We start from the raw sequence: 23621 nt of genomic DNA, 5'->3' as shown, positions 1-23621 counted from the left end.
CCAAATAAGACAGCATTTATCAGCTAGATAACGCCTACTTGTTAGGCGTTTTTTGTTGGTCATCGACCAGCGTTTACTTTACAATGATCGCTTGTCTGCCAGACTACTGCCATGGCAATGACTGATTAAAACGTTAGTCACGACTGATAACAGCTCAGCACTCAAAACTTTATTTTTACTCTCTCTATTTCACTTATTCAAGCTCTTACGGAACGTCTATGCATATTCATATTCTTGGTATTTGTGGTACTTTTATGGGCTCGCTGGCATTATTAGCGCGTGAACTTGGGCATACCGTTACTGGCTCAGATACCAACGTATATCCTCCTATGTCTACCCAACTTGAAAATGCGGGCGTCACTATTGAAGAAGGCTATCTCGTAAAGCATTTGCAACCAGCGCCAGACTTGGTCGTTGTTGGTAATGCGATGAAGCGTGGCATGGATGTGATTGAATATATGCTAGATACGGGTCTGCGCTACACGTCAGGTCCGCAGTTTTTGTCAGAGCAAGTGCTGCAAACGCGCCACGTAATAGCGGTTGCTGGTACTCATGGTAAGACAACAACGACAACCATGCTTGCTTGGATATTGCATTACGCTGGTATCGATACAGGGTTTTTAATTGGTGGTGTGCCACTGGTCAATACCACTGATGAGCACTTACAGCAGGTATTTGCACACAGCAGCTATCTAGGGGCAGAAAAAACTGACGATGATACGACAGTCCCTTCTGGTTATTTTGTCATTGAAGCTGATGAGTACGATTCTGCGTTTTTTGATAAACGTTCAAAATTCGTTCATTATCGTCCGCGCACCGCTATCTTGAACAACCTAGAATTTGATCACGCCGATATTTTTGCTGACTTGAATGCGATCCAAACGCAGTTTCATCATATGGTACGTATGATTCCAAGCACCGGAAAAATTATCATGCCTGCAGCAACTATCAGCTTAGAAGATACGTTAGCAAAAGGCGTTTGGACCCCTATCTGGCGTACTGCTGTCATCGATACGACCGCATCTAATACCAGTAAAAACGACCGTACGCTTAAAAACAATAGCGACTGGCAAGCGGAACTCCTTCGCGAAGATGGCAGTCAATTTCAAGTCAGTTTTGCTGCTGATAAAAAAGTAGCTGTCATCGACTGGGGCATGAGTGGTATTCATAACGTCAATAATGCCTTGGTTGCCGTCGCGGCCGCTTATGATGTCGGTGTCAGCATCTCTACCGCTTGCGCCGCATTATCGGCTTTTGCTGGTATCAAACGCCGGATGGAGTTGATCGGTGATGTAAACGATGTCTTAGTCTTTGATGACTTTGCCCATCACCCTACTGCAATTACCACAACATTAGACGGTGCCAAAAAGAAACTGGCTGGCAGACGTATTTGGGCGATTATTGAGCCGCGCAGTAATACCATGAAAATGGGTATTCACCAAGACAGCTTGGCTGAGTCAGCTGCCCTCGCTGACTATACATTGTGGTATGAGCCAGCGGGACTGGAATGGGGTTTGAGAGAAGTCATCGAACAAGCCACGGCTACAAGTGACTCCATCATTAACCAGCACGTAATGTCTAGTGTCGATACTATTATTGAACATATCAGTAGTCATGCTCAAGCAGGTGATGCCATTGTGGTTATGTCCAACGGTGGTTTTGAGGGGATTCATCAGCGTCTATTAACGGCATTGCGTGATAAATAAACGATTGATTTAACCCTAAACCCTAAACCCTAAACCCTAAACCCTAAAATTAGTATTAAACAAAAGCGTGGCTGTCTGATAGATGGGCTACGCTTTTTTTATTTAATTCCCTATCCTTATCAAATTCTTCTGTCGTGGCTAAATGATTGATACGCCATTCTGTTAGCACCACGGCTACCTTTGTAACCTTCCGTTTACCTATTGCACCTACGTAATAGCAAATCTGACTTTTTCCTCACATAGGCCCTACACAGGTAACATTTTTTGCTTACTCTTGCGTTTGAGGAATCTTTACAATGGAGTTATTAAATTAGCAACATATTATAAATATTCATAATTTAGGAGAATAACATGAGCTTTATTTGGATGATTATCGTAGGTTTGGTTGCAGGTTTATTGGCACGTGCTATTAAGCCAGGTAGTGACCCTATGGGCTGGATCATGACGATCGTATTGGGTATCGTCGGTGCCATGTTAGGTGGCTTCCTAGCGAGCTTAATTGGTATCAACGCAGATGGTGGTTTCACTGGTCTTATTTTCTCAGTTATCGGTGCGATCATTTTGCTATTCTTGTATGAAATGATAGTAAATAAACGCCGTGCATAATTACCGACTAGATAGAATATCTACAAAAAAGCCTTGCGTTAAGTGAGGCTTTTTTGTGTCCAGATACCTATAAAAATCTTTAATTTGTGAATGCATGAGACCTGATATAGACGGGAAAGTATTGATAAGCATTACTTTTGTCCCCATTTATCTTATAATATCAACCCTATTTTGTCCCTATCATTGAGGTGAGCGTTATGGCACTACTCCCTATCTTAAGTTACCCAGATCCCCGCTTGCGCACGATTGCCAAGCCAGTCAAGGAAGTGACTGCTGAAATCAAAACCTTAATCTCAGACATGATTGAGACAATGTATGATGCTCAGGGCATTGGCCTTGCTGCAAGCCAAGTCGATCGTCATATTCAGCTCATCGTGATGGATTTGTCCGAAGACAAAAGTGCCCCAAGAGTTTTTATAAACCCAAAGGTCACGCCATTGGTAGAAGAAAAACAACCGTACGAAGAAGGCTGTCTTTCGGTCCCAGATGTCTACGACAAAGTCGAGCGCCCTAATAAAGTACGTATCGAGGCATTAGACGAGAACGGCGACGTCATTGATGAGGTGGTAGAAGGCTTGCTTGCCGTCTGTATCCAACACGAAATGGATCATCTCAACGGCGTGATATTCGTCGATTATCTGTCTCGTTTGAAACAGACACGTGCCCGTGATAAAGTTCGTAAAGTCCTCAAGATACGCGAAAAGCAAGGCGCCCAGTTCGCTGAGCAGCAGTCACAACCGATCAATTCTTAATCTCTTTCTCCTTTACATAATGATGCCTATAGTGGATGTTACTCTCTGATATCCACTAGATGGTGCCAATTTTTTAGCAGATACTATTCTCACCAAAGGTTTACTACTATGACCATGATCAAAATTGACCAATATTTTGACCCTGCCAGCTGGCAGAAATTTACCAAAGCTGCCGAAGGTCGCGAGACCCCGTTTTTAGTGGTCGACCTAAGTCGTATCGAAACCAAATATCACGAAATGGTGAGTCTGTTTCCAAACGCCAAATTGCACTATGCGATGAAAGCCAGTCCTGCGGTTGAAGTCATCAATCTGCTGGCAAAGCTTGGCTCCAACTTTGACTGTGCCTCTATCTATGAGCTGGATCGTGTGCTTGATTGCGGCGTTGAATCATCGCGCATCTCTTATGGCAACACCATCAAAAAAGCCGCCCATGTCAAATATGCCTTTGAAAAAGGTATCGATCTGTACGCGACCGACTCAGAAGCCGATCTTAAAAATATCGCCAAACACGCACCTGGTTCTAAAGTATTTGTGCGCATATTGGTACAAGGATCAGAGACAGCAGAATGGCCATTGTCACGTAAGTTTGGCTGTCACCCTAATATGGCCATTGATCTACTCATTCAGGCGCGCGAGCTTGGCTTGGTACCTTATGGTATCTCGTTCCATGTGGGTAGCCAGCAAAAAGACGTTGCGGCATGGGATGATGCATTAGCCAAAGTTAAATATATGTTTGACTGGATGAAGAACGAAGAAGGCATCAAGCTACAAATGATCAATCTAGGTGGCGGCTTCCCAACCAACTACATCAGCGAAGTCAATCCTATTAAGGTCTATGCAGAAGAGATTACCAGCTATTTGACTGATGATTATAATGATGATGAGATGCCTGAGATTATTTTAGAACCAGGTCGTTCCCTCGTTGGTGGTTCAGGTGTCTTGGTTAGTGATGTGGTACTGATCTCTCGTAAGTCAGACACAGATTTGGCGCGCTGGGTCTATACGGATGTTGGTTTATTCCAAGGCTTAATCGAGACGCTCGGCGAAGCCATCAAATATCCTGTTTATACTCCCAAGATGGAAACGTCTACCAGTGAAGGGACGGTCGTACTGGCAGGACCAACCTGTGACTCAACCGATATCATGTACGAAGAAGCAGGTTATCAGCTGCCAGAAGAGCTTGAGATTGGTGACAAAATCTATTGGCTAACCACAGGTGCTTATACCAACTCGTATTCATCAGTTGAGTTCAATGGCTTCCCGCCGCTTGAAGTGGTTTATATTGACTAGGGTTTGAACCTATCATTTATAGAGAAGCGCGGTGCTATTAATAACACCGCGCTTTTTTGTATTTAGCCATTTGCACAATGAGCTATTGAACCAGCAGAGCTATCGGTACACTATTAATGCTATTGGTCGTTCGACTGCCGCTGCTGGTTGAGCGTTGTGAAATCTCACCGATCGTCACCCATTGTCCGCGCGGCACAATGATTGTATTGTTCAGACTTTGACTTTGAATGCTATTACTGCTCGTGCCGTACCTATTGTAGGATGATTTGGATCGCGCCAGTCGCTCTTCAACTTGTGACAACTTCACTTCGACTTGACCATTCGGTAGTAGACGCGGTGTGACAGCAATGCCTTGCGTCGTTGGCAGTAGTATTTGCTGCTGAATGACAATCTGCGCGTTTGGCTGACGGTCAGCTGGATAATGATAATTCGGTTGAATAGTAGCACGATAGCTTTGTGTCAATGAATAGAGCGTGCCGGTACTGATACTGGCCGCGCTGCCAGACAGCGTTTGTACTTGATACAAGCTACTACCTTGTTGCTGGCGGTTATATTGATTGATTACGCCTGCACCTTGGATACCGCGATTGGTAATAATAACCTGACCCTGACGAATATTATCCTGAACGCTGCTGCTATTGCCAACACGCACCGCGACTGTGAGCGCTTGTGGCTGACGGTCAATCTGCGTGAGTAGCTGCTGTATCATTTGATAATTGCGGGGTGTTGTTATTAATACTAGCTTACCTTGGTAGATGCTGACGGTGCCGCCATCAGCGCTATTATTGAGTTGTTGCCTTACCACTGGCAGTAGCGACACGCCGCCATAAGTGTCAATCACATAGGTTTGGACGTTACTGGCTTGTACGGTGATTGGTAGGACAGCCAGACTTAGGGCAAACGCGGGCAAGCTTATATTTTTGGTAATATTCACCTTAAGAATGGTACTAGCCAATTCGTGCTTTATACGATTCACCTGCATCTCCTCACCTTTTTTAAGTCATCGTCAATGCGCTCTAATCATTCAACCCCAGCACATCTTGCATATCATATTGCCCAGCGCCCTGCTCAGTCACCCAAGTTGCGGCACGTACAGCACCTGCGGCAAAGGTCATGCGCTCTCGTGCGCGGTGAGTGATCTCGACCACCTCACCATCAGCGATGAACATCACCGTATGGTCGCCGACGATCTCTCCACCGCGTACGGCATGAATACCAATCGTGCCCGATTCACGCGCGCCTGTTTGTCCTTCGCGTCCGTAGATAGCGACGTCTTTTAGATTCTGTCCGCGCGCCTCTGCGACGGCTTCTGCCATCATATATGCCGTGCCAGATGGCGCATCGATTTTGTGTTTGTGATGCGCTTCGATGACCTCAACGTCAGCCTCATTGCCAAATGCTTTGGCTGCCATACCAAGTAGTTTCAATGACAGGTTAACGCCTGTTGAATAGTTACCTGCATAGACGATAGCGATTTTTTCACTGGCTTTTGCCAATACCTGCTCTTGCGCCTCATTAAATCCTGTCGTGCCAATGACCATCGCGACATTATGCTCGGCACAAACTTGCATGTTTTTTTCAGTCGCATCAGGCAAACTAAAATCAATCAGCACATCGATGTCATTAATTACAGCCTCTAGCTCGTCAACGATTTTCACCTCTAAACGTCCGATAGCCGCCACCTCGCCTGCATCTGCGCCGACGAGACTAGATCCTTGGCGCTCAATCGCTGCATTCAGGATAGTCTTAGGATTATTTTGTACCGCTTCAATAAGCATACGACCCATACGACCACCTGCACCGATGACACCAACTTTGATGGTTTGTTCTGTTGCTTCTTGATTCATATCGCTACCTTACATACTTTATATTTGGTGGGTTATTTTTGGATATCATTTATCGTCAGTTTAACAAATATCGTTAACTGAGTGGTTTTTTATCAGCACAAGAAAAAGCCCAAAGGTTTCATGTGAAACCTTTGGGCTTACTATCAGTATGGCTATCTAGCAACAGTCTGTCTTAGTTAAATAATCAGTCAAACAAATCGCCAATCTTTTTAAAGAAGGATTTTTTATGTGGCGACTGCTGATGTTTACTGTCATCATCTAACGTATCTTGGAACTGACGCAATAGATCTTTTTGCTCACGAGTCAGATTGACAGGGGTTTCGATGACCACACGGCAGATCAAGTCGCCTTTCATCGTGGTGCGTACTGGCGTCACGCCTTTGCCGCGTACACGCAGCAATTTGCCACTCTGCGTCCCTTCTGCCACTTTGATTTTTACTTTACCATCCAAGGTTGGGATTTCAACTTCTTTACCAAGTGCGGCATCCGTGATACTGACTGGTACATCCATATAGAGGTCCGCGCCTTGACGAGTAAAGACGTTGTGCGGTTTGACACGTACTTCGACATACAAGTCGCCGTTCTGTACGCCTGCGGCGCCAGCTTCGCCTTCACCTGCCAGACGGACGCGATCACCATCATCGACGCCCGCTGGGATAGATACTTCTAGCGTGCGTGATTTGTCTTTGACGCCATTACCATGACAGTCAGGGCAAGGGTTTTTGATCTGTTTACCAGAGCCGCCACACTGCGGACAAGTCTGTTGCACGGCAAAGAAACCTTGCTGCATGCGCACTTGACCCCGACCATGACACATCTGACAGGTCACGACATCAGAGGCATCTTTGGCACCTTTACCATCACAGGTATCACATGGCGCTGGCGCGGTAAAGCTGATTTCTTTTTTGCAGCCGCGTACTGCTTCTTCTAATGTCAGCTCGATCACATAGCGCAAGTCAGAGCCGCGACGCGTGCGTCCACCACCACCGCCACGTGATTGACCAAAGATATCACCAAAGTTACCAAAAATATCACCAAAGATGTCTTGGAAATTGCCGCCGCCTGCACCGCCACCCATGCCATTTTCAAAGGCAGCATGACCCATGCGGTCATACGCTGAGCGCTTTTCTTCATCGCTCAGCACTTCATAAGCCATTGAGGCTTCTTTGAATTTGTCTTCAGAATCAGGGTCATCAGAGTTGCGATCTGGATGATATTTCATGGCAAGCTTGCGGTAAGCTCGCTTAATCTCCTTGCTGTCAGCGGTCTTGCTGACACCTAATACTTCATAAAAATCGCGTTTACTCATGGTTTCTCCTATCGTCTTCGTAGCACCACCAGCTCGTCAGTCATTAGCTTTGATCAGCTTTTACCATTAACGGCCTTCATCTCATACACAATCACACAGCAACGTTTCATGTGAAACATGGCAAACCACAATGTCACAGGATGATAATATGTGCATGTAACGAAAAATACGGTGGGGGCTACTTAGCCAAATCAATTATAAAAAGTTTGCGCTATTTATGGAGATGGTCTGCTGATTTATCAAGCGCTTAAGTCATGAAATTCAGAGTTGAGGTCTTGAGTCGGCGGTATACACGATTTATTAAGATTATTACAAAGCTTTTCATACCTGAATAATGACGAGTCATGCTAGTATTTATCACCATATCTACGGTCGTTTATTCCTATAATGACAATGTTTGCGACAAGGTTCCCCGTCTTATGAAAAAGCTGATTGTTTTATTAATCGTGATTGCCGTAGCAATCTATGCAGGCTCCCCTTATTACAGTGCTTATCAGCTCAAAAATGCTTATGATGCCAAAGACGGTGCCGCTATCGCAGCGACCATTGATTACGAGCAATTGCGTCCAAGCATCCAACATCAGCTGACTGATCAATTTGCGACGACCATGACTAAGTATCCATTAATCGCTGAGCTGGGCGGAGACGCATTAACCCAAGCAGCCAACGGCTTTATCACAAAGGCCGTCGATGGTGCCATCACCCCGCAAAATATCGAAAAGGTCATTAACACTCAGGGTCAAGCCAATACAGCAACCAAAGAGCTTGCGGCGGCATGGGCCATTGCAAGCGATCAGGTCGATCTCAGAAACCTCATTCAAAGCTTGATTGTTCAGCGCGGTGATGTCGATGCGGTGGTCAGGAGCCAAATCCAGCAAGTCATAAAAAAACAAGCGGCGGAGCTCGAGCAACAAGCCGCTCAAGGCAACGATAGCGATAAGCCAACACTGAGCTACTGCGGTATCAATTGCTTTGCTATCAGCGGTCAAGTCAAAGGCTATCCGCTCACGATAGAGATGCAGCGCCAAGGCTTGATTGAGTGGAAGATCGTCGATATTGTCTTACCATAGACGAATTGAGACCGCTTTTGGTATTCGACATTTTGATGAGTCAAACGATAAAAACCGCTTTATGAATCAGCTCATGAAGCGGTTTTTTGTGGCGTGATTTAAAAACTTTATTCACTAAAATGTGAACGACGCTAATGTGATTATTCAATACCCAAAAATTCTAAAAACTCAGGACTCTCGAAGCTTGCTTGATATAGTACACCGTCCTCACGGTAAATGGCAGGCGTTGCTATCACTGCCAGTCCAGCGGCTTTTTCGCGATTGGGCGTCACGTGGTCGGCGTTGCAATTTGCTGGTGCAGGTGTCATCTCACCTTGTAGCATCGCCTTATCGAATGCATGACGACGACTGCTCTCGCTATCTTGGCACCAAATACCACGCATTTGCTCAGGTGACTGCTCGTATATCGGATAGCCGATGATTTTTACCGTCACACCTTTGGCATTGAGCATGGATATTTGCTGATGAAATCGACGGCAATACGGGCAGTTGACGTCATCAGCCACATAGATCACCGCCCTCTTAGGACTGGTCGCTGGATAAGTAATCAGTTGGCTTTCATCCAATGTCGCAAACACCGATTGATTTTTGCGTCGTTCAAACTTCTCATCGAGTCCGATAAATTGGCCATTTTCGATCACTGATATCTCACCATCAGTGATGTACTGCGCATCGTCCGATAATAAGAAAGGCACCCCTTCTAGCGTTGCGCCCCAAATCACGCCCGGTACCGCGGTATAAAAAAACGGCGTTTTTGCACTCATGTTTTTGAGCGCACGCGTATTTTTGAGCAGCACCGATTTGACTGCTGCACTGACAGGCTTGCCTACCTGCGCACTCTTGCTGCGTACTGGTGTTTTGGTCACTATCCGCTTGCTTGGATTCTTTTTTAACTCACCTTGGATGACATAGCGACCGTCTTCGGTGATGTGCAATGGCGGCTGTTCAGCCAAGTTTACCTGATACATATTGGGTAATTTAGACGGCGCAATGGAGGTAATCTGCGTTTTGATACCGGCTTGGGTCAGCACTTGGCGCAAGCGTTTATCGACCGTTGCACTGACCGCTTTGCTCGTCTGCGTGCTTTGATTTTTTTGATTCAATTGGGTGCGCGTCGCATCCGCTGAGTTTGACTGAGCACAAGCCGTGGTTGCGAGTAGCACAAGGCTAATCAGGCTTACCGAATTAAAGGCAGATAGTTTCACAAAAGCAGTCCTCGTTAATGATTTATAAATTTTTTACTTCATAATATCCATCTTGATTGATCATCATAATATTATGTAAAAAAATAGATTGAGATATCAGACAGACTGTATCATAAGCAAGGTTTACACAAATGATTAGCGGCGCCATTTTGCAAAATTGCTACCCAGCTTTAAGAGATAGGCAACACAAGCAGAGCGCAGAAATAGTGAAAGAGAATCACAAACATAAATAGCTGACAACAAAAAGCAGCACACGGTGTCGTGGCTGCTGATGAATTTAAAACGATGATTTAAACAGTAGTATGGATGCGCATACTAAAGAGGTCAGAGACTAAAACTTGGCCACTTCTTCTGGGGTTAAGAAACGACTGTCGCCTTTCTCTAGGCCGTCTAGATTGATATGACCGATACTGGCGCGATGTAGCTCGGTCACTCTATTGCCAAAGTAACCCATCATGCGTTTGACTTGATGGTATTTGCCCTGCTCTAGTGTCAGACGGGCGTGTGTGTCATCGATGAACTCAAGCGTAGCAGGTTTGGTCGGCTCATAGTCGCCTTCTAATAAGATGCCTTCAGCGACTTTTTTCACCGCTTTTTCTTGGGCATCGCTATCCATCGCCGATGCTAGGGTCAGCTCATAGACCTTGGCATGCTCATGTTTAGGACTGGTGACACGGTGTAGCCAGCCGCCATCATCACTCATGAGTAGCGCGCCTGTGGTGTCGACATCGAGACGGCCAGCGATACGCAAGCTGCCCAGCTCTGGTACGGCAATCAGCTCAGTGACGATTGGGTATTCTTTGGCTTTTAGCGTACACTCAAAGCCTTCAGGTTTGTACAGCAAGATGTAGCGATTGCCTGTCGCAACTGACAGCGGCTCGCCTGCCCACATCACCTCATCGTTGATGACATCGACATGTAGCCCTGGGTCTTTGACCACTTGCTCGTTTACAGTGATTTCGCCGGCGTGCATGATCTTTTTGGATTCTTTACGCGACAGCTCGGTGGCTTTACTAATGAATTTATCTAAACGCATACTATTTACTACCATCGGTTTTATGATACCAGCCCTAAATCAGAAACTAACGACGCCAGCACTCCGCCATGAGCGCCTCGTTATCTTCGATGGTTAGAAATGGTACTATAATGAAAAATGAAATGAACACTGTGCCAAATACGGACGACAGTGACAGTTAGCTAAGTTTACCATATCCAACCTAAGCCTGATGAAATATGAGCTATCAAACGCTAAAACGCGCCGTCACCGCGCGCCTAGAAATTAAGAAATCTGAGTTTATCGCTCATGCCTATCCTGTCAGCTCGCGTGAGCAAGCGATGTTTCACGTGGAACAGCTGCGCGAGCAATATCCTGATGCGCGCCATTGGTGCTGGGCCTATATCATCGGCGACCCTGACAACACCACCAGCGCAGGCTTTGATGACGATGGCGAGCCGAGTGGTACCGCAGGCAGACCAATATTAAATGTCTTGCAGCACAAGTCCATCGGCAATGTCATCATCATCGTGGTGCGGTATTTCGGTGGTATCAAGCTGGGCGCTGGTGGTCTGACGCGCGCTTATGCAGGCGCAGCCCAAGCAGCGGTCGATGAGATGACATTGAACCCCTATGTACCCATGGCACAGATTCAGATACTCGCAGAGTTCGCAACCGAAGCACAATGCCGCTATATGATAGAGAGCCTTGGCGGTCACATCGATGATGTCACCTATAGCAAACAAGTCATCTTGACTGCGACATTGGCTGAGGCAGATATCGACAGCTTAAAAGAGCGACTTGCGATGGATGGGTGGGTATTGAATCAGCCAGAAGTCTAAAAAACTTGATTAACCTTTCTCATTAGCCGTTTAGATATAGTACACCCTCAATAAAATTGATACAGCATAGGAAACGCGCTCGATTAAACGCTACTTTTCTTGCTTGCTGTGACTGTGTCTCTAGAGGCTGCGAAAATAGCGTTTAATCTTGCTATACCATTTTTATAATAGTTTCACTATAGTTGTATTCAGTCGTCATTTATTAGCTTGTTAGCCATTTTCAGTAATCATGCGTTCACTGAAAATCATTGGTTTTTACAGATACTGGCGTTATGATAAAAAACCTCACCACGCTACTTTTTTGCTTTTCCACGATCATTAAATAAGACCAAAATATGTCAACCTCAACCAAACCTTTCTCTCCAGCGCCTTTTAAGCCGCCCTTTTGGCTAACCAATCCACACTTGCAAAGCATCCTACCCAAGTTTTTTGCGCCAAAAGCACCAACTTATCGCCGCGAAGTCGAAAAAGACTCTTTGGATGAAAGCGATATTGCCTACGATTTTTATGATGCGCATCCAGTAGACACATCAAAAAACGGCGCGCTTGAGCAAACGCCATTGATTGTCTTATTCCATGGCATGGAAGGCAGTAGCGACAGCCATTATGCTCGCGCTCTGGCTTATCAGATGCACGCGCAAGGGTGGCACTTTGTGGTGGCACATTTTCGCAGTTGTGGTGGTATTCCAGCTAGTGGACGGGTGTTTTATAACGCGGGTGATACGGGCGAAGTGCACTACATGCTGCAAAACCTAAGCGAAAAATACGCCAATATGTATGCGGTCGGCGTCTCACTCGGTGGTAATGCCTTAGCCAAATACATGGGCGAATACGAAGACAAGGTTCTTTGTAAAGGTGCCGTAGTTATCTCCGCGCCAGTTGATATGTCATCAGCGGCGCTGAGTATGCATAGCTTTTTAAGTCATCGCATTTATACGCCTTATTTACTCAACCCAATTATCAAAAAAGCCTTAGCCAATGACATTACTCAAGAGGAGATCGACTCGATCAAAGCGGTCAATCGCATCAGTGACTTTGATGATATCTTTACCGCGCCGCGTCATGGCTACCGCTCTAACAACCACTACTATCAAGCCTCGTCCGCCCTTCCCTATTTGCTCAAAGTCACCAAGCCTTTATTACTCATCAGTGCAAAGGACGATCCCTTTTTGGGCTTTACCGCCACCGCTAACGATGTCTCCGACTGCGTCACTATCTTAGATACTGAGCACGGCGGGCATGTCGGCTACATTCGCTATCGCTCGGATAGCAAACAAGCTCAGGGCCGTGATAAAAAATCCAGATTCGATATCAATTGGCTACCCGAAACGGTGAGTGCGTACTTCAATTGGATTGGGGTCGAGTCACGTAAAAAATAGGCCTAAGTAGCCCTGACATTAGCTCCTCATCTAACGACTTTTAATGCTGTCCTTTAAACCTTCGAGACGACTTTATGTACCCATTTATCCGTTATGCCAGCACCATCGCTCATGCCGCCTTAAAAGCAAAAAAGGGCGATACCTTGACCCTAAAAGAAACCAGCGAGATCCAGTTTCGCTGTCGCCTGACGGATATCGATAATTTCTTGGAGATGAATAACGGTCGCGTATTCACGCTGTATGATTTGGGGCGTATGGATTTTGCGGTGCGCACTGGGCTTGGCACGCAGCTACTAAAACAGCGTTGGGGTTTGGTCATCGCTGGCAGTACCATCCAATATCGCAAGCGTATTCGTGCGTTTGACAAAGTCACGCTAAAAACCAAAATTGTCGGTATCGACGCGCGCTGGCTCTATATTGAACAATCCATGTGGGTCAAAGGCAAACCTTGCTCCTCTGCGTTACTGCGTACAGGCGTGACCAAAGGTGGTCGAGTGATTGACACGGCACAAGTACTGGCCGCATTGGGCAAGTCTGACTGGGACCTACCGCCAACTGGCTATGTCGCCGAATGGATAGAGAGTGACGCTGATCGTCCATGGCCACCGCAGGACTAGGATTGAGTAAGGATACTTATGAAATTTCGATATGCACGGCACACCAATAATTTGGACACCCTTATTGATTTTTATCAGAATATTATTGGACTAGAAAAGCTGGGCGGCTTCAAAGACCATAATGGTTACGATGGTGTTTTTTTAGGATTTCCCGATCAGGATTGGCATATGGAGTTTACCTATTCCGCTGATAAAGCAAACCATCATCCTGACAGGGATGATTTGATCGTGTTTTACTTAGACAACGAAGAAGAAATCCAAACCATTATAGATAGAGCAAAACAGGCAGATATACTACCAATCACCTCACAAAATCCTTATTGGAATGAAAACGGCATCGAGTTGACTGATCCAGATGGATTCGGCGTCATACTAACGATAAGTCCGTTGAAGTAAAAAGCTAGAGTCAGTCTGTTTAGGGCGTGTCATTGGAATTTGCCGATTAGCGGTGATGATATGGTTAAGCTGCTGATGAGTGCGAAAGTATTGTTGCAGTTGAATTAATAGCAAAAGTTAAGAAGTAAAGTTATAAAAATGTGTCAATTTTCTTAGTCATCTTTTGGGTAGCTTGGATGATTGGCTCTTTTTTTGTGTAAAAATTCAGTATATAGATTATTTATAATAAGCTTTTATGGCACACTAAGGGAGAGATGGTCATAACTTTCTATTTACATTAGGCCTCTTGCAAAAGTACCAATTTACTAAACTTTATCAACGAGGCGGTAGGGGCTAGCGACGACTTATGCAAGAGGTCTATTTGAAAAGATTAGGACATAATACAGCTACATTCACTTATTTAAAATAATATCTATGGAAGTCATAAGTAATGAAATACCAACTAGTAGAATTTAGAATCAGAAACTATCGCTCAATAAGTGACATTAAGCTGAAAATAGATAATGACAATCTAACAGTTATATGTGGTTCAAATAATGTAGGCAAAACTAACTTCTTGAGAGCTTTAAACTTATTTTTCAATCCGAAAATTGATAACTTTGATGCAGATAGGGATGTCCCGTACCATATCGTGGAGGGGTCAAGAGGTGCTGGATACAAAACAGTGCTAACAGGTAGATTTATTGAAAATAAATCTTCTGAGGTTTTGGAAATAAAACAATCTTTTAGTGAGAAAAAGGGTATAAAGGAGGTAGTTCTCGAAGGGAAGAAAGGTAGAAAATCGTTATCCAAACTAGAAATAGAAGATTTTTTAAATAGTAATTTCAGCTTTTTCTTCATTGAGGCAAGTAATATAGATATACCCAAGCTAATTTCAGAGATTGTCAATGATGCTATCTTACCTTTAGGTATGGATAAGAGAAGAGGCCAAACTCAGAAAGACTCTCTTGAAAAATTAAATCAGTTTATAGATTTATCAAAGAGTGCTGTAAAAAATATTGAAAACGACTTAACTAGTATTTTCCAAAACCTATTAAAGGAGGTTGACTCGATAGATTCTGATAATTGGAAGCTTCAAATTAAATTCCCAGAATATGACTTTCTTAGAGAAGCTATTTCTAAAATTATCGAATTCACTTTATACGATACCAATGAACGGAAACTGGAAACTAAAGGGAGTGGAATTCAAAGAATTATCTTATTGTCTTTAATACAGTATGTCAATTCAAGAACTAAAAAGGATGTTATTTGGGCAATAGATGAACCTGAAATTTTCCTACAAGCAGGTTTGCAGAAAAGCCTATACTCAAGGCTATTAGAAGAGTCTAAAGATAGTCAAATATTAATAACTACTCACTCTCATTTTTTCATAAATACACAGAACCTCAAAAACACCTTCTTATTTGAAGGTACTAAGGAATTGAAAGAGTATGCTAGAAAAGAAGGTTTTTTATTTTATAAGCTAAATACGATGGTATACGAAGGATCTGATTTTGAAAAATCTCAAAGAATCAAACAAAATTTTGGTATAAGTAAAAATGATTCATGGGAAGTAATGCCGTTTAATGTTCTAGTAGAAGGACAGGAAGATAAAGACATACTTACCTTTTTGTTTAAAAAATTCAACTTACCTATTCCGAACATCCTAATTGGAGGTGGTGTTACCAAATATCCCGGTTATCTAAGATTCTTAGAAGAATTTTGCTCTGATTTAGAATATAAACCAAAAATAGTTGCAATATTTGATCGTGATAGTGAAGGCAGGAGCATTTTTAATTCTTTAAGAGGTAGGCATTATAAAGATATAGATTTGAACTGTAGGTATATCATTCGAGCCGATGGTAAAGAGTATAATGATATTGAGCTTGAAGATTTTATCTACCCAGATATTTTATATGATGCAACGAATAAAATATTAAGAAGAAAAAAATATAAAGCTATAAAAAAATCTGACAGACTCAAGAGAACTTCTAGGGCGTATAACAAAAGTCCTATATTAGATTTTATTACAGATATTACTAAGCAAAATAATCCTGAAAAAAGCAGTATTAATTTTACTCAAGAAGGTATGAAGATGATTTTAACTAATACTTGCTGTCAAATAATTGAACAATCTGATATTAACGAAATGAATGTTGAATACCCTGAAGTATTATTTTTCTTAAAAAATATACTTGAAGTTTCTTAGACTTTAGAATTAATCTTTATATAGTTATCTCAAATGCAAAAGCATGACCAAAACCCACCACCCTATTCATCAACTAAATAAACACTATCCAACACGCGCACCGCCTACCTCTGCTACAGTAAGTCATGCAAATATCCTAATAAAAAGGAGCCATTCATGAGCTTACTCAATACGCTTAACCTCACCTACCCCATCGTCCAAGCACCAATGGCAGGAGCGACTACGCCTGAGCTGGCGCTGACAGTGAGTGATTTTGGTGGGCTTGGCTCATTGGGTGCTGGCACCACATCGCCTGAGGTGTTAAACGAGCAAATCAATACCATCAAATCGCGCACCGACCGTCCTTTTATGATTAATTTAATGGTGTTGTCTGAGCATGAGTCTAATACCTTTACTAGCGACATCCCTGCTTGGTTAGACGAATATTATCAAAAAAACCAGATAGACACCTCATTGCCTGAGCGACCAGCGCTTAGGTTTGCAGACCAGTTACAAGTGCTCTATGACAACCCCGTGCCTGTCGCTAGCTTTACCTTTGGTATTATCAGTGCCGAGCAAGTGCAGCACTTACAGAGTCTAGGCACACGTGTCGTCGGTACGGCCAATCATCCTCACGAGGCAAAAGCATGGGCGGATATTGGCGCGGACGCCGTCTGCGTACAAGGCGTCGAAGCGGGCGGCCATCGCGGTGGCTGGCTGCCACAAAGCGCAAATGACCCCATGGGGCTGCTGACATTGATTGGTCAAACGCGCGCTTGCACGGATATTCCAATGATCGCCGCGGGCGGCATCATGACGGGACAGGATATTAAGGCAGTACAAGCGGCAGGTGCTGAGCTTGCGCAAATGGGAACGGCGTTTTTGACCACAGATCAATGCGGTATTAATGATACGTATAAACAAGCGCTTATTGATGCCAGTCAAGGGTTACGCAGTACTGAGACGCGCTTAACCAGATTGTTCTCAGGTAAGCTTGCACGTGGATTATTAAACAACTATTTGCGTGATTTTGCTCAGTTTGAGTGTGCAGATACGCTACCGCCCTACCCGCAACTCAATGCCATGACCAAGTTTATGCGGGCGGATGCAGCCAAGCGTTTGGACGCCGAGCATCTGTCGTTATGGGCAGGGCAAGGCGTCACGTTAGTCAAAAACGAAAGTACAGACGCCTTACTGACACGATTAATAAAAGGTTTGTGAATTACTGACCCTTCAGCGTTGCACGAAACCCTTCATAGTCATCAGCCGTTTGCTCTACTGCCTCTATCATCGGCACATGACCGATATCTTCCATCATAATGACTTGCGCTTGCGGGATGATGTCTTTGATCACATTGACCGTTTCAGGTTTGATGACTTGATCTTTATCACCCCAAACCACGAGCGTTGGAATATGATAGTTCGCGATGATTTGAGCGCGCTCCTCGACACTATCAGTGACGATTTGCTCAAGGATTTTGGCGTCCAACTCCTTATTATTGATACGCTCTTGCGCGAATACCGCTTTGACTGACTTGGGCAAATAAGGCGGCTTATACATGACAAAATCGTACATCTTGTAGAAGTCTTCTTTGCTATTGATCAGCAATGGGTTGTTCTCAAGGGTTGCGCCCTCAAGCGATTTTGGCACGCCTGCTGACCAAAACCCTGCGCTATCGACAAGCCACAGACTTTTGACGTCTTTTGGGTACTGTGCAGCATACGCGACACTGATCGCGCCGCCCATCGAGTTACCGCCGATGTGAATATTGCTTGCCAATCCTTTAGCTTGCAACAGCTCATGTAAGCGCGTGGCCTGTGCCTGTGAGCGATAGTCTGCGCTCATAGGTTTGCTCGATTCACCAAAACCCAGCAGATCAGGAATGATCAGATGATAGTCCTCTAACTCATCAGCGATACGGGTGAAGTTGTCTTTATTACCACCAAAACCGTGAATAAGGAGTAAGGGCTCGCCTGTTAGGTTGGCGTTTTCGGCATAAACTAACTTGTCGCCAGAAGTTAGCGTAAATGATTTGACATCCAGATCAGACTTATTGCGCTCATATTGGATAATTTTTTGGGTAGTGTTAACGGCAAGCGTATTGGGCGCTGTGGTACAGCCTACGATAGAGAGACTAAATAGTGCGGCAAGGCCTAAGCGTTTAAATAGCATAAAGACATCCTTGTTTAGAATTAAGGTGGAAACAAAATCTGACTTTGATTTTAGCGCTAAACTTGTGCCTAGATTTTTTAATTTATAACTTTCTAGTCAAACCCTTATTTCTTATGCCTATAAACAAGACTATCGTTAGCTCTTGTTTACCTTTCTAGCCAAGATAGCTTAAGCATTGTCATTTATAATAGGAGCGCTTTATAGCAGTAGTGGTTATAACTACAACCCTAAGCTCACTATCTATTCTCAATTAAACCCAACTGACACTCATCAAAGCCCAATCAAAGTGGCATATAAGGATGCACCTTAAGCGACACGAGTACGCCCTCTAATAAATCGCGTGACCTTACCAAAGGGTCTATCGCCAAAACCATGCTGCTATTTGCCCTACCAACGACACCATGGAGACGGTTACCGCTGCGCCGTATCGTCAAAGTGCACAAAAAGGTTCATGATAGCCATTAACCAACTTACGATAAAGGCTAAACGGTCGCAGCAGGCTTTATGCTATCTTTGCAGTATTTAGCCGACTGCCTTATCCACTAAAAACCTTACCGCAGCTCGCGCATGGATAGCGGTGGTATCAAACACAGGGATCGGACTGTCGTCTTGCGTGATCAACAGGCCAATCTCAGTACAGCCTAGTATCACCCCCTCTGCTCCTTGCTCAGTAAGCTTAGCTATGACATCGATATAATATTGGCGTGAGCTGCCTTTGAACTTACCGACGCACAGCTCTTTTTTGATAATACGATGTACCTCTGCCCGCTCGTCCTCGGCAGGTACCAACACTTCTAGCCCTGCATCAATCAGTCGCTGCTTATAAAAATCTTGGGTCATCGTAAACTGCGTATCCAATAGCGCTATTTTCCTATTTATCGTTTAGTCTTACTTATCATAGATTATCGTAGCAAAAGTTACTCTCTAGAAGAGCGCATTATCTAGAGATATTGTTTTTCTCAAGATAAAAAGATGGTTATGAATCTATAGCAAACCTGACGATTGATAATAACGATTTTACCAGTCCGTCATCACGGAGTATCATGAGCACTGCTATCACTTGTAGGACAATCGAAACTATGGCCAACTTCCCCACCATCAGAATACGCACCCGCCGTAAATACTATCGCCTGATCTTTACCGGTCTTATGGCGATGATGATGTCACTCATCATCTCAACCGTATTATTGCTTATAAAAGTGGGCTATATTGACGGTTTTTTTACCGAGCTACTACACTCATGGGGACTGGCCTTTATCGTGGCGTGGCCCAGCGCGTATTTTTGTGCTTATATGGTGCAGGAGCACATCCTTAGTCGCATTGAGTTTTATTAAGCCGCTATTTTATTAAGCCCCTATATAGTCAATCTCTTTCCATATAGCGCCGTGTCATTGACGGCTCAAGCACTATGTCTGTACATGGTCAGTATGGCGACTGCTCATCTTTATCAAATGCAGCAATCCATATCTATGCTGTCAAGACAATGACTGAGCATTTAATCCACCTGAAACAAAACCATACATAACGTTATCATCTATTTACTAGACGACCAGTCTATTGTTATCTATAGTATGATCCATACTGATTATATTTAAACCAGATCACACAGTACGATAGCTACACCATAACGTGCTGGTCTGGGACCCACACACATAATAACAAATAATTGATTAAGGATAATTTATGCGCGTTGCTACTTATGATCACTTTGGCAAACCTTCCGACGTACTGAGCGTGGGCGAGCGTCCTATGCCGCAGCCTGCTGCCAACGAAGTACGTATCAAAACCATCCTTTCCCCCATTCATAACCACGACATGCTAACGGTCAGCGGGCAATACGGCTACAAGCCAGAAATGCCAGCGGTTGGCGGTAGTGAAGCGTTAGGAATTATTGATGCGGTCGGTGATGAGGTCACAGACTTAAGCATCGGTCAGCGCGTGGCCTGTGCCAGTGTGCACGAAACGTGGGCAGAGTATTTTGTCGCCCCTGCCACTATGGTGTTTGTCATCCCTGATAGCATCGAAGACGAACTGGCCGCGCAGCTGATTGCTATGCCATTATCCGCCTTGATGCTTCTTGAATTCCTAGAAGTAGATAGTGGACAATGGATCATCCATAATGCGGCTAATGGTGCTGTTGGTAAAACACTAGCCATGCTGGCAGCGGCACGCGGTGTGAACACCATTAATCTCGTGCGTAGCAAAGACTCGTTAGAAGAGCTGACCGCGCTAGATATCAAAAACAATGTCGTCACTACTGATGATGACTGGCAAGACCAAGTCCGCGCTATCATCGGTGAGGACAAGATCACCGCTGCTGTGGACTCCGTCGGTGGCGAATCAAGCAATGAGCTGCTATCGCTACTCGGTAGCAACGGCACGTTGGTCTCGTTTGGTATTATGTCAGGTAAACCAATGCAACTAGACGCTGGCAGCCTGATCTTTAAGCAAGCTATCGTCAAAGGCTTCTGGGGCAGCAAAACTAGCCAAGAAATGGATCTGGACAACAAACAGCGTCTGATTGATGAACTACTAGAGCGCGCGACCAACGGCAATCTAAAATTACCAATTGAAGCGGTTTATGGGCTTGATGAGATTACCAAAGCCGTCTCAGGTGATGTGCAATCTGGCAAAAAAGGTAAGGTACTATTAAAACCTTAGTAACTTTAAAGTATTGTCAAAACTATAATTTACACACTAACCTTTCAACGACTATTATCATCAGAGGTAGCATAAAATAACAAGATGACCCATGCTGTCAAATCCGTAGAACCAAACTTGGGAGATTTTAATTACGCAGCCTGACGATAGTAGTCAAACCACACCTGTCTTGGCGCTCGATAGCCCAAGCCCTTTTGAATCCTAGTCTGATTATAATACAGCTCAATATACCCAATGATATCGCTAATGGCTGCAAACCTCGTTTTATAATCTTGATGATATACTAGTTCATTCTTCAAGACGCCCCAGAAGCTTTCTATAGGTGCGTTGTCATAGCAATTACCTTTGCCGCTCATTGAGCCTGTAAACTTATGCTGCTCGATAATCTTATGGTACGCATGGCTACAATATTGGCTACCTCTATCTGAATGAACAATCAGTCCTTGAGTAGGTCGTTTGTTCTTGATTGCCATATTGAGTGCACGGCATACTAAATCAGCGGTCATGCGCTTATTGATAGCGTAGCCGACAAGCTCTTTGGTGTATAAATCTTTCACTCCAGCTAAATATAACCAGCCCTCAGCAGTCCGGATATAGGTAATGTCGCTGACCCATGCTTCGTTAGGACGCTTAGCGTCAAACCTCTGATCTAAAACATTGTCATAGACCAGCTTGTTGTGGTTTGAGTCAGTAGTGACTTTAAAGCGCTTATGACGACGGCATTTGATGCCGTGTTCCTCTTTGATGCTTCTTACCATATACAGGCTAATGTTGTGGCCTTGTTTGCTTAGATGAGCATGCAATCGATCTACGCCATAACGTTCTTTCATTTCACTGTGAGCGGCTTTAACTAGTAGCTCGCACTGATTGCGGTGTACCTGCTGTTCGCTGATGTCACGACTTAGCCAATCGTAGTAGCTTGAGGGCTTAACGCTTAATACACGGCACATAGTAGTGGTGCTAAATATCTGACGATTGTCTTTGATAAAAGCGTACTTTACGGGCTGTTTTTCGCGAAGTACGCGGTCGCCTTTTTTAGAATCTCGCGCTCCTCTTCAGCCACTTTGAGCTGACGCTTGAGCTGCTTTATTTCTTGAAGAGCACTCATAAGGTCAGGATCATATTGCTCTGTGCCAACAAGCTTGCCTTGATTGGCTTTGTTATGCCAGTTTGATAGCGTTTGCATGGCAATACCTAACTGCTTTGCAGTAGCTGAGATATTGCCATTATTATCTGCTATCTTCTTGACAGCTTCAGCTTTAAATTCGTTACTGTAGGTTCTTAATTTCTTGGTCATGGTAAACTCCTATAATTGTGCTTAGTTTACCAAGTTTAGTTGTACGGTTTCTTCAGCATAGCTCAAGAAGCCCGTTTGTATTTATCCTAAAGTACAGTGGGATTTTTTTGCTTTAATGGCTTTGCAGTCATGAGATAATGAAGCATGCGATAGTTAAGCCATGACTCATGAACATAAACAATAAAACGTAATAGGGATATCACTATGTCAAACGAGAAAACGTTTAAAGCCTTAGTCGTTGAAGAAACTAACGACGGTGAATTCAAAAAAAGCATTCACGAGCGCAAAGTCAGTGACTTACCAGAGAATGACTTGCTCATCGAAGTGCATTATTCATCATTGAACTACAAAGATGCCATGTCAGCCACGGGCAATAAAAGAATCACCAGAAACTATCCGCATACCCCTGGTATTGACGCGGCAGGTGTCGTCGTCAGTGACAAATCAGGCACGTTTAGCGCAGGGCAAGAAGTGTTGGTATTCGGCTATGATCTCGGCATGGACACCGCAGGCGGGCTTGGCCAGATAATCTCGATACCCGCTGATTGGGCGATAGAATGTCCAAAATCATTAACATTAAAAGAAGCAATGATTTATGGTACTGGCGGCCTAACCGCAGCCTTAAGCGTGCAAAAGCTTGAGAAAATGGGCGCAAAACCTGAAGACGGACCAGTCGCCGTCACGGGCGCAACGGGCGGCGTCGGTAGTATCAGTATCGCTATATTAAGTCAATTGGGCTATGAGGTTATCGCCTTCTCAGGTAAGCCTGAACAAAGCGATTATCTAAAAAATCTTGGCGCAAGCGAAGTCCGTCATCGCGATACGATCAATGAAATCGGTAGCAAACCTATCGGCCGTGAGCTGTGGGCCAATGCCATTGATACACTCGGTGGCGATTATCTAGCTAATTTGCTCAAGCAAACCAAAGCGGGCGGCGCAGTGACCAGTTGCGGCCTAGCGGGCGGTGCGGAGTTTTCGATGACGGTCATGCCATTTATCACCAGAGCAGTGTCATTATTGGGTGTCGACTCGGTACTTATCCCCCTTGAGGACAAAAAAGCGATTTGGCAGCGCGTTTCAACCGATATGAAATTGCCTGACCTTGAGGGTTATGCTGAAGAAATTACCCTTGAGCAAACGCCTGAATACTTAGATCGCTTTATTTCGAGTAAGGTGGTTGGGCGTTATGTGGTGAATGTGCGGGGTTAGGTTATTGGTTTAGAGAAATGAGTTTTTAGATGATGGCAGTGCTCTTTCGGGGTGCTGCTTTTTTTTGGAATTCTCAATTGTTTTCCAAAAATTACACAACT

Annotated in this window: 22 protein-coding genes; 14 read left to right on the top strand and 8 right to left on the bottom strand. The window is 44.3% G+C overall.

The genetic code is table 11. The features are described 5' to 3' along the window. The first annotated feature begins 218 nt into the window (after positions 1-218). The 4 genes from mpl (at position 219) to CUR83_RS01010 (ending at position 4354) form a co-directional block, all read left to right on the top strand. A complete protein-coding gene (gene mpl / locus CUR83_RS01025; protein WP_284718898.1) occupies positions 219-1706 on the top strand; it encodes a UDP-N-acetylmuramate:L-alanyl-gamma-D-glutamyl-meso-diaminopimelate ligase in 1488 nt (495 codons plus the stop codon). A 351-nt stretch (positions 1707-2057) separates the two neighbouring features. After that, positions 2058-2312 (top strand): GlsB/YeaQ/YmgE family stress response membrane protein, encoded by a 255-nt coding sequence (locus CUR83_RS01020; RefSeq protein WP_058024727.1) that lies wholly within the window; start codon positions 2058-2060, stop codon positions 2310-2312. 197 nt (positions 2313-2509) lie between these two features. Further along, positions 2510-3064 carry a peptide deformylase gene (gene def / locus CUR83_RS01015; protein WP_284718897.1) on the top strand — a complete coding sequence of 185 codons (555 nt, stop codon included), beginning with the start codon at positions 2510-2512 and terminating at the stop codon, positions 3062-3064. 114 nt (positions 3065-3178) lie between these two features. After that, positions 3179-4354, top strand: coding sequence for a type III PLP-dependent enzyme (locus tag CUR83_RS01010; protein ID WP_284719793.1), 1176 nt, complete (start codon positions 3179-3181; stop codon positions 4352-4354). Positions 4355-4436: 82 nt separating this feature from the next. Here CUR83_RS01010 and CUR83_RS01005 read toward each other — a convergent pair whose 3' ends face one another. The 3 genes from CUR83_RS01005 to dnaJ form a co-directional block, all read right to left on the bottom strand. Next, positions 4437-5330 carry a hypothetical protein gene (locus CUR83_RS01005; RefSeq protein ID WP_284718896.1) on the bottom strand — a complete coding sequence of 298 codons (894 nt, stop codon included), beginning with the start codon at positions 5328-5330 and terminating at the stop codon, positions 4437-4439. A 40-nt stretch (positions 5331-5370) separates the two neighbouring features. Then, positions 5371-6201, bottom strand: coding sequence for a 4-hydroxy-tetrahydrodipicolinate reductase (gene dapB, locus CUR83_RS01000; RefSeq protein ID WP_284718895.1), 831 nt, complete (start codon positions 6199-6201; stop codon positions 5371-5373). 184 nt (positions 6202-6385) lie between these two features. Then, positions 6386-7510, bottom strand: coding sequence for a molecular chaperone DnaJ (gene dnaJ / locus CUR83_RS00995; RefSeq protein WP_284718894.1), 1125 nt, complete (start codon positions 7508-7510; stop codon positions 6386-6388). 419 nt (positions 7511-7929) lie between these two features. On the opposite strand from dnaJ, the gene CUR83_RS00990 reads away from it, so the two are divergent. Further along, positions 7930-8580: a DUF2939 domain-containing protein gene (locus CUR83_RS00990; RefSeq protein WP_284718893.1), complete on the top strand. Its 651-nt coding sequence runs from the start codon at positions 7930-7932 to the stop codon at positions 8578-8580. A gap of 140 nt (positions 8581-8720) precedes the next feature. On the opposite strand, the gene CUR83_RS00985 is transcribed toward CUR83_RS00990, so the two are convergent. Further along, on the bottom strand, positions 8721-9785 hold the full coding sequence (locus CUR83_RS00985; RefSeq protein ID WP_284718892.1) for a disulfide isomerase DsbC N-terminal domain-containing protein: 1065 nt from the start codon (positions 9783-9785) through the stop codon (positions 8721-8723). Positions 9786-10116: 331 nt separating this feature from the next. Continuing rightward, positions 10117-10821, bottom strand: coding sequence for a pseudouridine synthase (locus CUR83_RS00980; RefSeq protein WP_284718891.1), 705 nt, complete (start codon positions 10819-10821; stop codon positions 10117-10119). A 197-nt stretch (positions 10822-11018) separates the two neighbouring features. On the opposite strand from CUR83_RS00980, the gene CUR83_RS00975 reads away from it, so the two are divergent. The 6 genes from CUR83_RS00975 to CUR83_RS00950 all read left to right on the top strand — a co-directional run bounded on the left by CUR83_RS00975 (position 11019) and on the right by CUR83_RS00950 (position 17401). Beyond that, entirely contained in the window at positions 11019-11621 is a 603-nt protein-coding gene (locus CUR83_RS00975; protein ID WP_284718890.1) for a YigZ family protein, read from the top strand. A 335-nt stretch (positions 11622-11956) separates the two neighbouring features. Then, the gene (locus CUR83_RS00970; RefSeq protein WP_284718889.1) at positions 11957-13000 is read left to right on the top strand and encodes a YheT family hydrolase; all 1044 of its coding nucleotides are present in this window, start codon (positions 11957-11959) and stop codon (positions 12998-13000) included. Between the two features lie 74 nt (positions 13001-13074). Continuing rightward, a complete protein-coding gene (locus CUR83_RS00965) occupies positions 13075-13617 on the top strand; it encodes an acyl-CoA thioesterase (protein WP_284718888.1) in 543 nt (180 codons plus the stop codon). An 18-nt stretch (positions 13618-13635) separates the two neighbouring features. Beyond that, positions 13636-14013 (top strand): VOC family protein, encoded by a 378-nt coding sequence (locus tag CUR83_RS00960; protein ID WP_093071292.1) that lies wholly within the window; start codon positions 13636-13638, stop codon positions 14011-14013. Between the two features lie 430 nt (positions 14014-14443). Further along, entirely contained in the window at positions 14444-16201 is a 1758-nt protein-coding gene (locus CUR83_RS00955; RefSeq protein ID WP_284718887.1) for an ATP-dependent nuclease, read from the top strand. Between the two features lie 156 nt (positions 16202-16357). Continuing rightward, entirely contained in the window at positions 16358-17401 is a 1044-nt protein-coding gene (locus tag CUR83_RS00950) for an NAD(P)H-dependent flavin oxidoreductase (RefSeq protein WP_186475329.1), read from the top strand. 1 nt (position 17402) lies between these two features. Here CUR83_RS00950 and CUR83_RS00945 read toward each other — a convergent pair whose 3' ends face one another. Further along, positions 17403-18353, bottom strand: a complete 951-nt coding sequence (locus CUR83_RS00945) for an alpha/beta hydrolase (RefSeq protein ID WP_093070199.1) — start codon at positions 18351-18353, stop codon at positions 17403-17405. A gap of 522 nt (positions 18354-18875) precedes the next feature. Further along, complete coding sequence (locus CUR83_RS00940) at positions 18876-19220, bottom strand: aspartate/glutamate racemase family protein (RefSeq protein WP_284719792.1); 345 nt, start codon at positions 19218-19220, stop codon at positions 18876-18878. 176 nt (positions 19221-19396) lie between these two features. Here CUR83_RS00940 and CUR83_RS00935 point away from each other — a divergent pair, with 176 nt between their 5' ends. Together CUR83_RS00935 and CUR83_RS00930 are read left to right on the top strand one after the other, a co-directional pair. Next, a complete protein-coding gene (locus tag CUR83_RS00935) occupies positions 19397-19687 on the top strand; it encodes a DUF2798 domain-containing protein (RefSeq protein ID WP_223335356.1) in 291 nt (96 codons plus the stop codon). A 349-nt stretch (positions 19688-20036) separates the two neighbouring features. Further along, positions 20037-21014, top strand: coding sequence for a zinc-binding dehydrogenase (locus CUR83_RS00930; protein WP_093070201.1), 978 nt, complete (start codon positions 20037-20039; stop codon positions 21012-21014). 131 nt (positions 21015-21145) lie between these two features. Here the strand turns inward: CUR83_RS00930 and CUR83_RS00925 are convergent. Beyond that, positions 21146-22311, bottom strand: a protein-coding gene (locus tag CUR83_RS00925) for an IS3 family transposase (protein ID WP_284718886.1) whose coding sequence is annotated in 2 segments (ribosomal slippage) — positions 21146-22053 and positions 22053-22311 — 1167 coding nt in all. Because the reading frame shifts where the segments join, the coding sequence is not laid out codon by codon here. Between the two features lie 204 nt (positions 22312-22515). Between CUR83_RS00925 and CUR83_RS00920 the strand changes: the two genes are divergently transcribed. Continuing rightward, positions 22516-23520 (top strand): YhdH/YhfP family quinone oxidoreductase, encoded by a 1005-nt coding sequence (locus CUR83_RS00920; RefSeq protein WP_093070203.1) that lies wholly within the window; start codon positions 22516-22518, stop codon positions 23518-23520. Positions 23521-23621: the final 101 nt, after the last annotated feature.

It is taken from the genome of Psychrobacter pocilloporae, assembly GCF_029872915.1.
In the GTDB taxonomy this organism is placed as follows: domain Bacteria; phylum Pseudomonadota; class Gammaproteobacteria; order Pseudomonadales; family Moraxellaceae; genus Psychrobacter; species Psychrobacter pacificensis.
The sequence above is the reverse complement of the archived record's forward strand: the minus strand, read 5'-3'. Positions and strand labels throughout refer to the sequence as shown.

What these genes read in the sequence shown, in the direction of transcription:
- CUR83_RS00935 (WP_223335356.1), top strand. Translation starts at nt 19,397, where the DNA reads ATGAGCACTGCTATCACTTGTAGGACAATCGAAACTATGGCCAACTTC.
- CUR83_RS00920 (WP_093070203.1), top strand. Translation starts at nt 22,516, where the DNA reads ATGTCAAACGAGAAAACGTTTAAAGCCTTAGTCGTTGAAGAAACTAAC.
- def (WP_284718897.1), top strand. Translation starts at nt 2,510, where the DNA reads ATGGCACTACTCCCTATCTTAAGTTACCCAGATCCCCGCTTGCGCACG.
- CUR83_RS01020 (WP_058024727.1), top strand. Translation starts at nt 2,058, where the DNA reads ATGAGCTTTATTTGGATGATTATCGTAGGTTTGGTTGCAGGTTTATTG.
- CUR83_RS00945 (WP_093070199.1), bottom strand. Translation starts at nt 18,353, where the DNA reads ATGCTATTTAAACGCTTAGGCCTTGCCGCACTATTTAGTCTCTCTATC.
- dapB (WP_284718895.1), bottom strand. Translation starts at nt 6,201, where the DNA reads ATGAATCAAGAAGCAACAGAACAAACCATCAAAGTTGGTGTCATCGGT.
- mpl (WP_284718898.1), top strand. Translation starts at nt 219, where the DNA reads ATGCATATTCATATTCTTGGTATTTGTGGTACTTTTATGGGCTCGCTG.
- CUR83_RS01010 (WP_284719793.1), top strand. Translation starts at nt 3,179, where the DNA reads ATGATCAAAATTGACCAATATTTTGACCCTGCCAGCTGGCAGAAATTT.
- CUR83_RS00930 (WP_093070201.1), top strand. Translation starts at nt 20,037, where the DNA reads ATGCGCGTTGCTACTTATGATCACTTTGGCAAACCTTCCGACGTACTG.
- CUR83_RS00950 (WP_186475329.1), top strand. Translation starts at nt 16,358, where the DNA reads ATGAGCTTACTCAATACGCTTAACCTCACCTACCCCATCGTCCAAGCA.
- CUR83_RS00960 (WP_093071292.1), top strand. Translation starts at nt 13,636, where the DNA reads ATGAAATTTCGATATGCACGGCACACCAATAATTTGGACACCCTTATT.
- CUR83_RS00975 (WP_284718890.1), top strand. Translation starts at nt 11,019, where the DNA reads ATGAGCTATCAAACGCTAAAACGCGCCGTCACCGCGCGCCTAGAAATT.
- CUR83_RS00970 (WP_284718889.1), top strand. Translation starts at nt 11,957, where the DNA reads ATGTCAACCTCAACCAAACCTTTCTCTCCAGCGCCTTTTAAGCCGCCC.
- CUR83_RS00955 (WP_284718887.1), top strand. Translation starts at nt 14,444, where the DNA reads ATGAAATACCAACTAGTAGAATTTAGAATCAGAAACTATCGCTCAATA.
- CUR83_RS00980 (WP_284718891.1), bottom strand. Translation starts at nt 10,821, where the DNA reads ATGCGTTTAGATAAATTCATTAGTAAAGCCACCGAGCTGTCGCGTAAA.
- CUR83_RS00965 (WP_284718888.1), top strand. Translation starts at nt 13,075, where the DNA reads ATGTACCCATTTATCCGTTATGCCAGCACCATCGCTCATGCCGCCTTA.
- CUR83_RS00990 (WP_284718893.1), top strand. Translation starts at nt 7,930, where the DNA reads ATGAAAAAGCTGATTGTTTTATTAATCGTGATTGCCGTAGCAATCTAT.
- dnaJ (WP_284718894.1), bottom strand. Translation starts at nt 7,510, where the DNA reads ATGAGTAAACGCGATTTTTATGAAGTATTAGGTGTCAGCAAGACCGCT.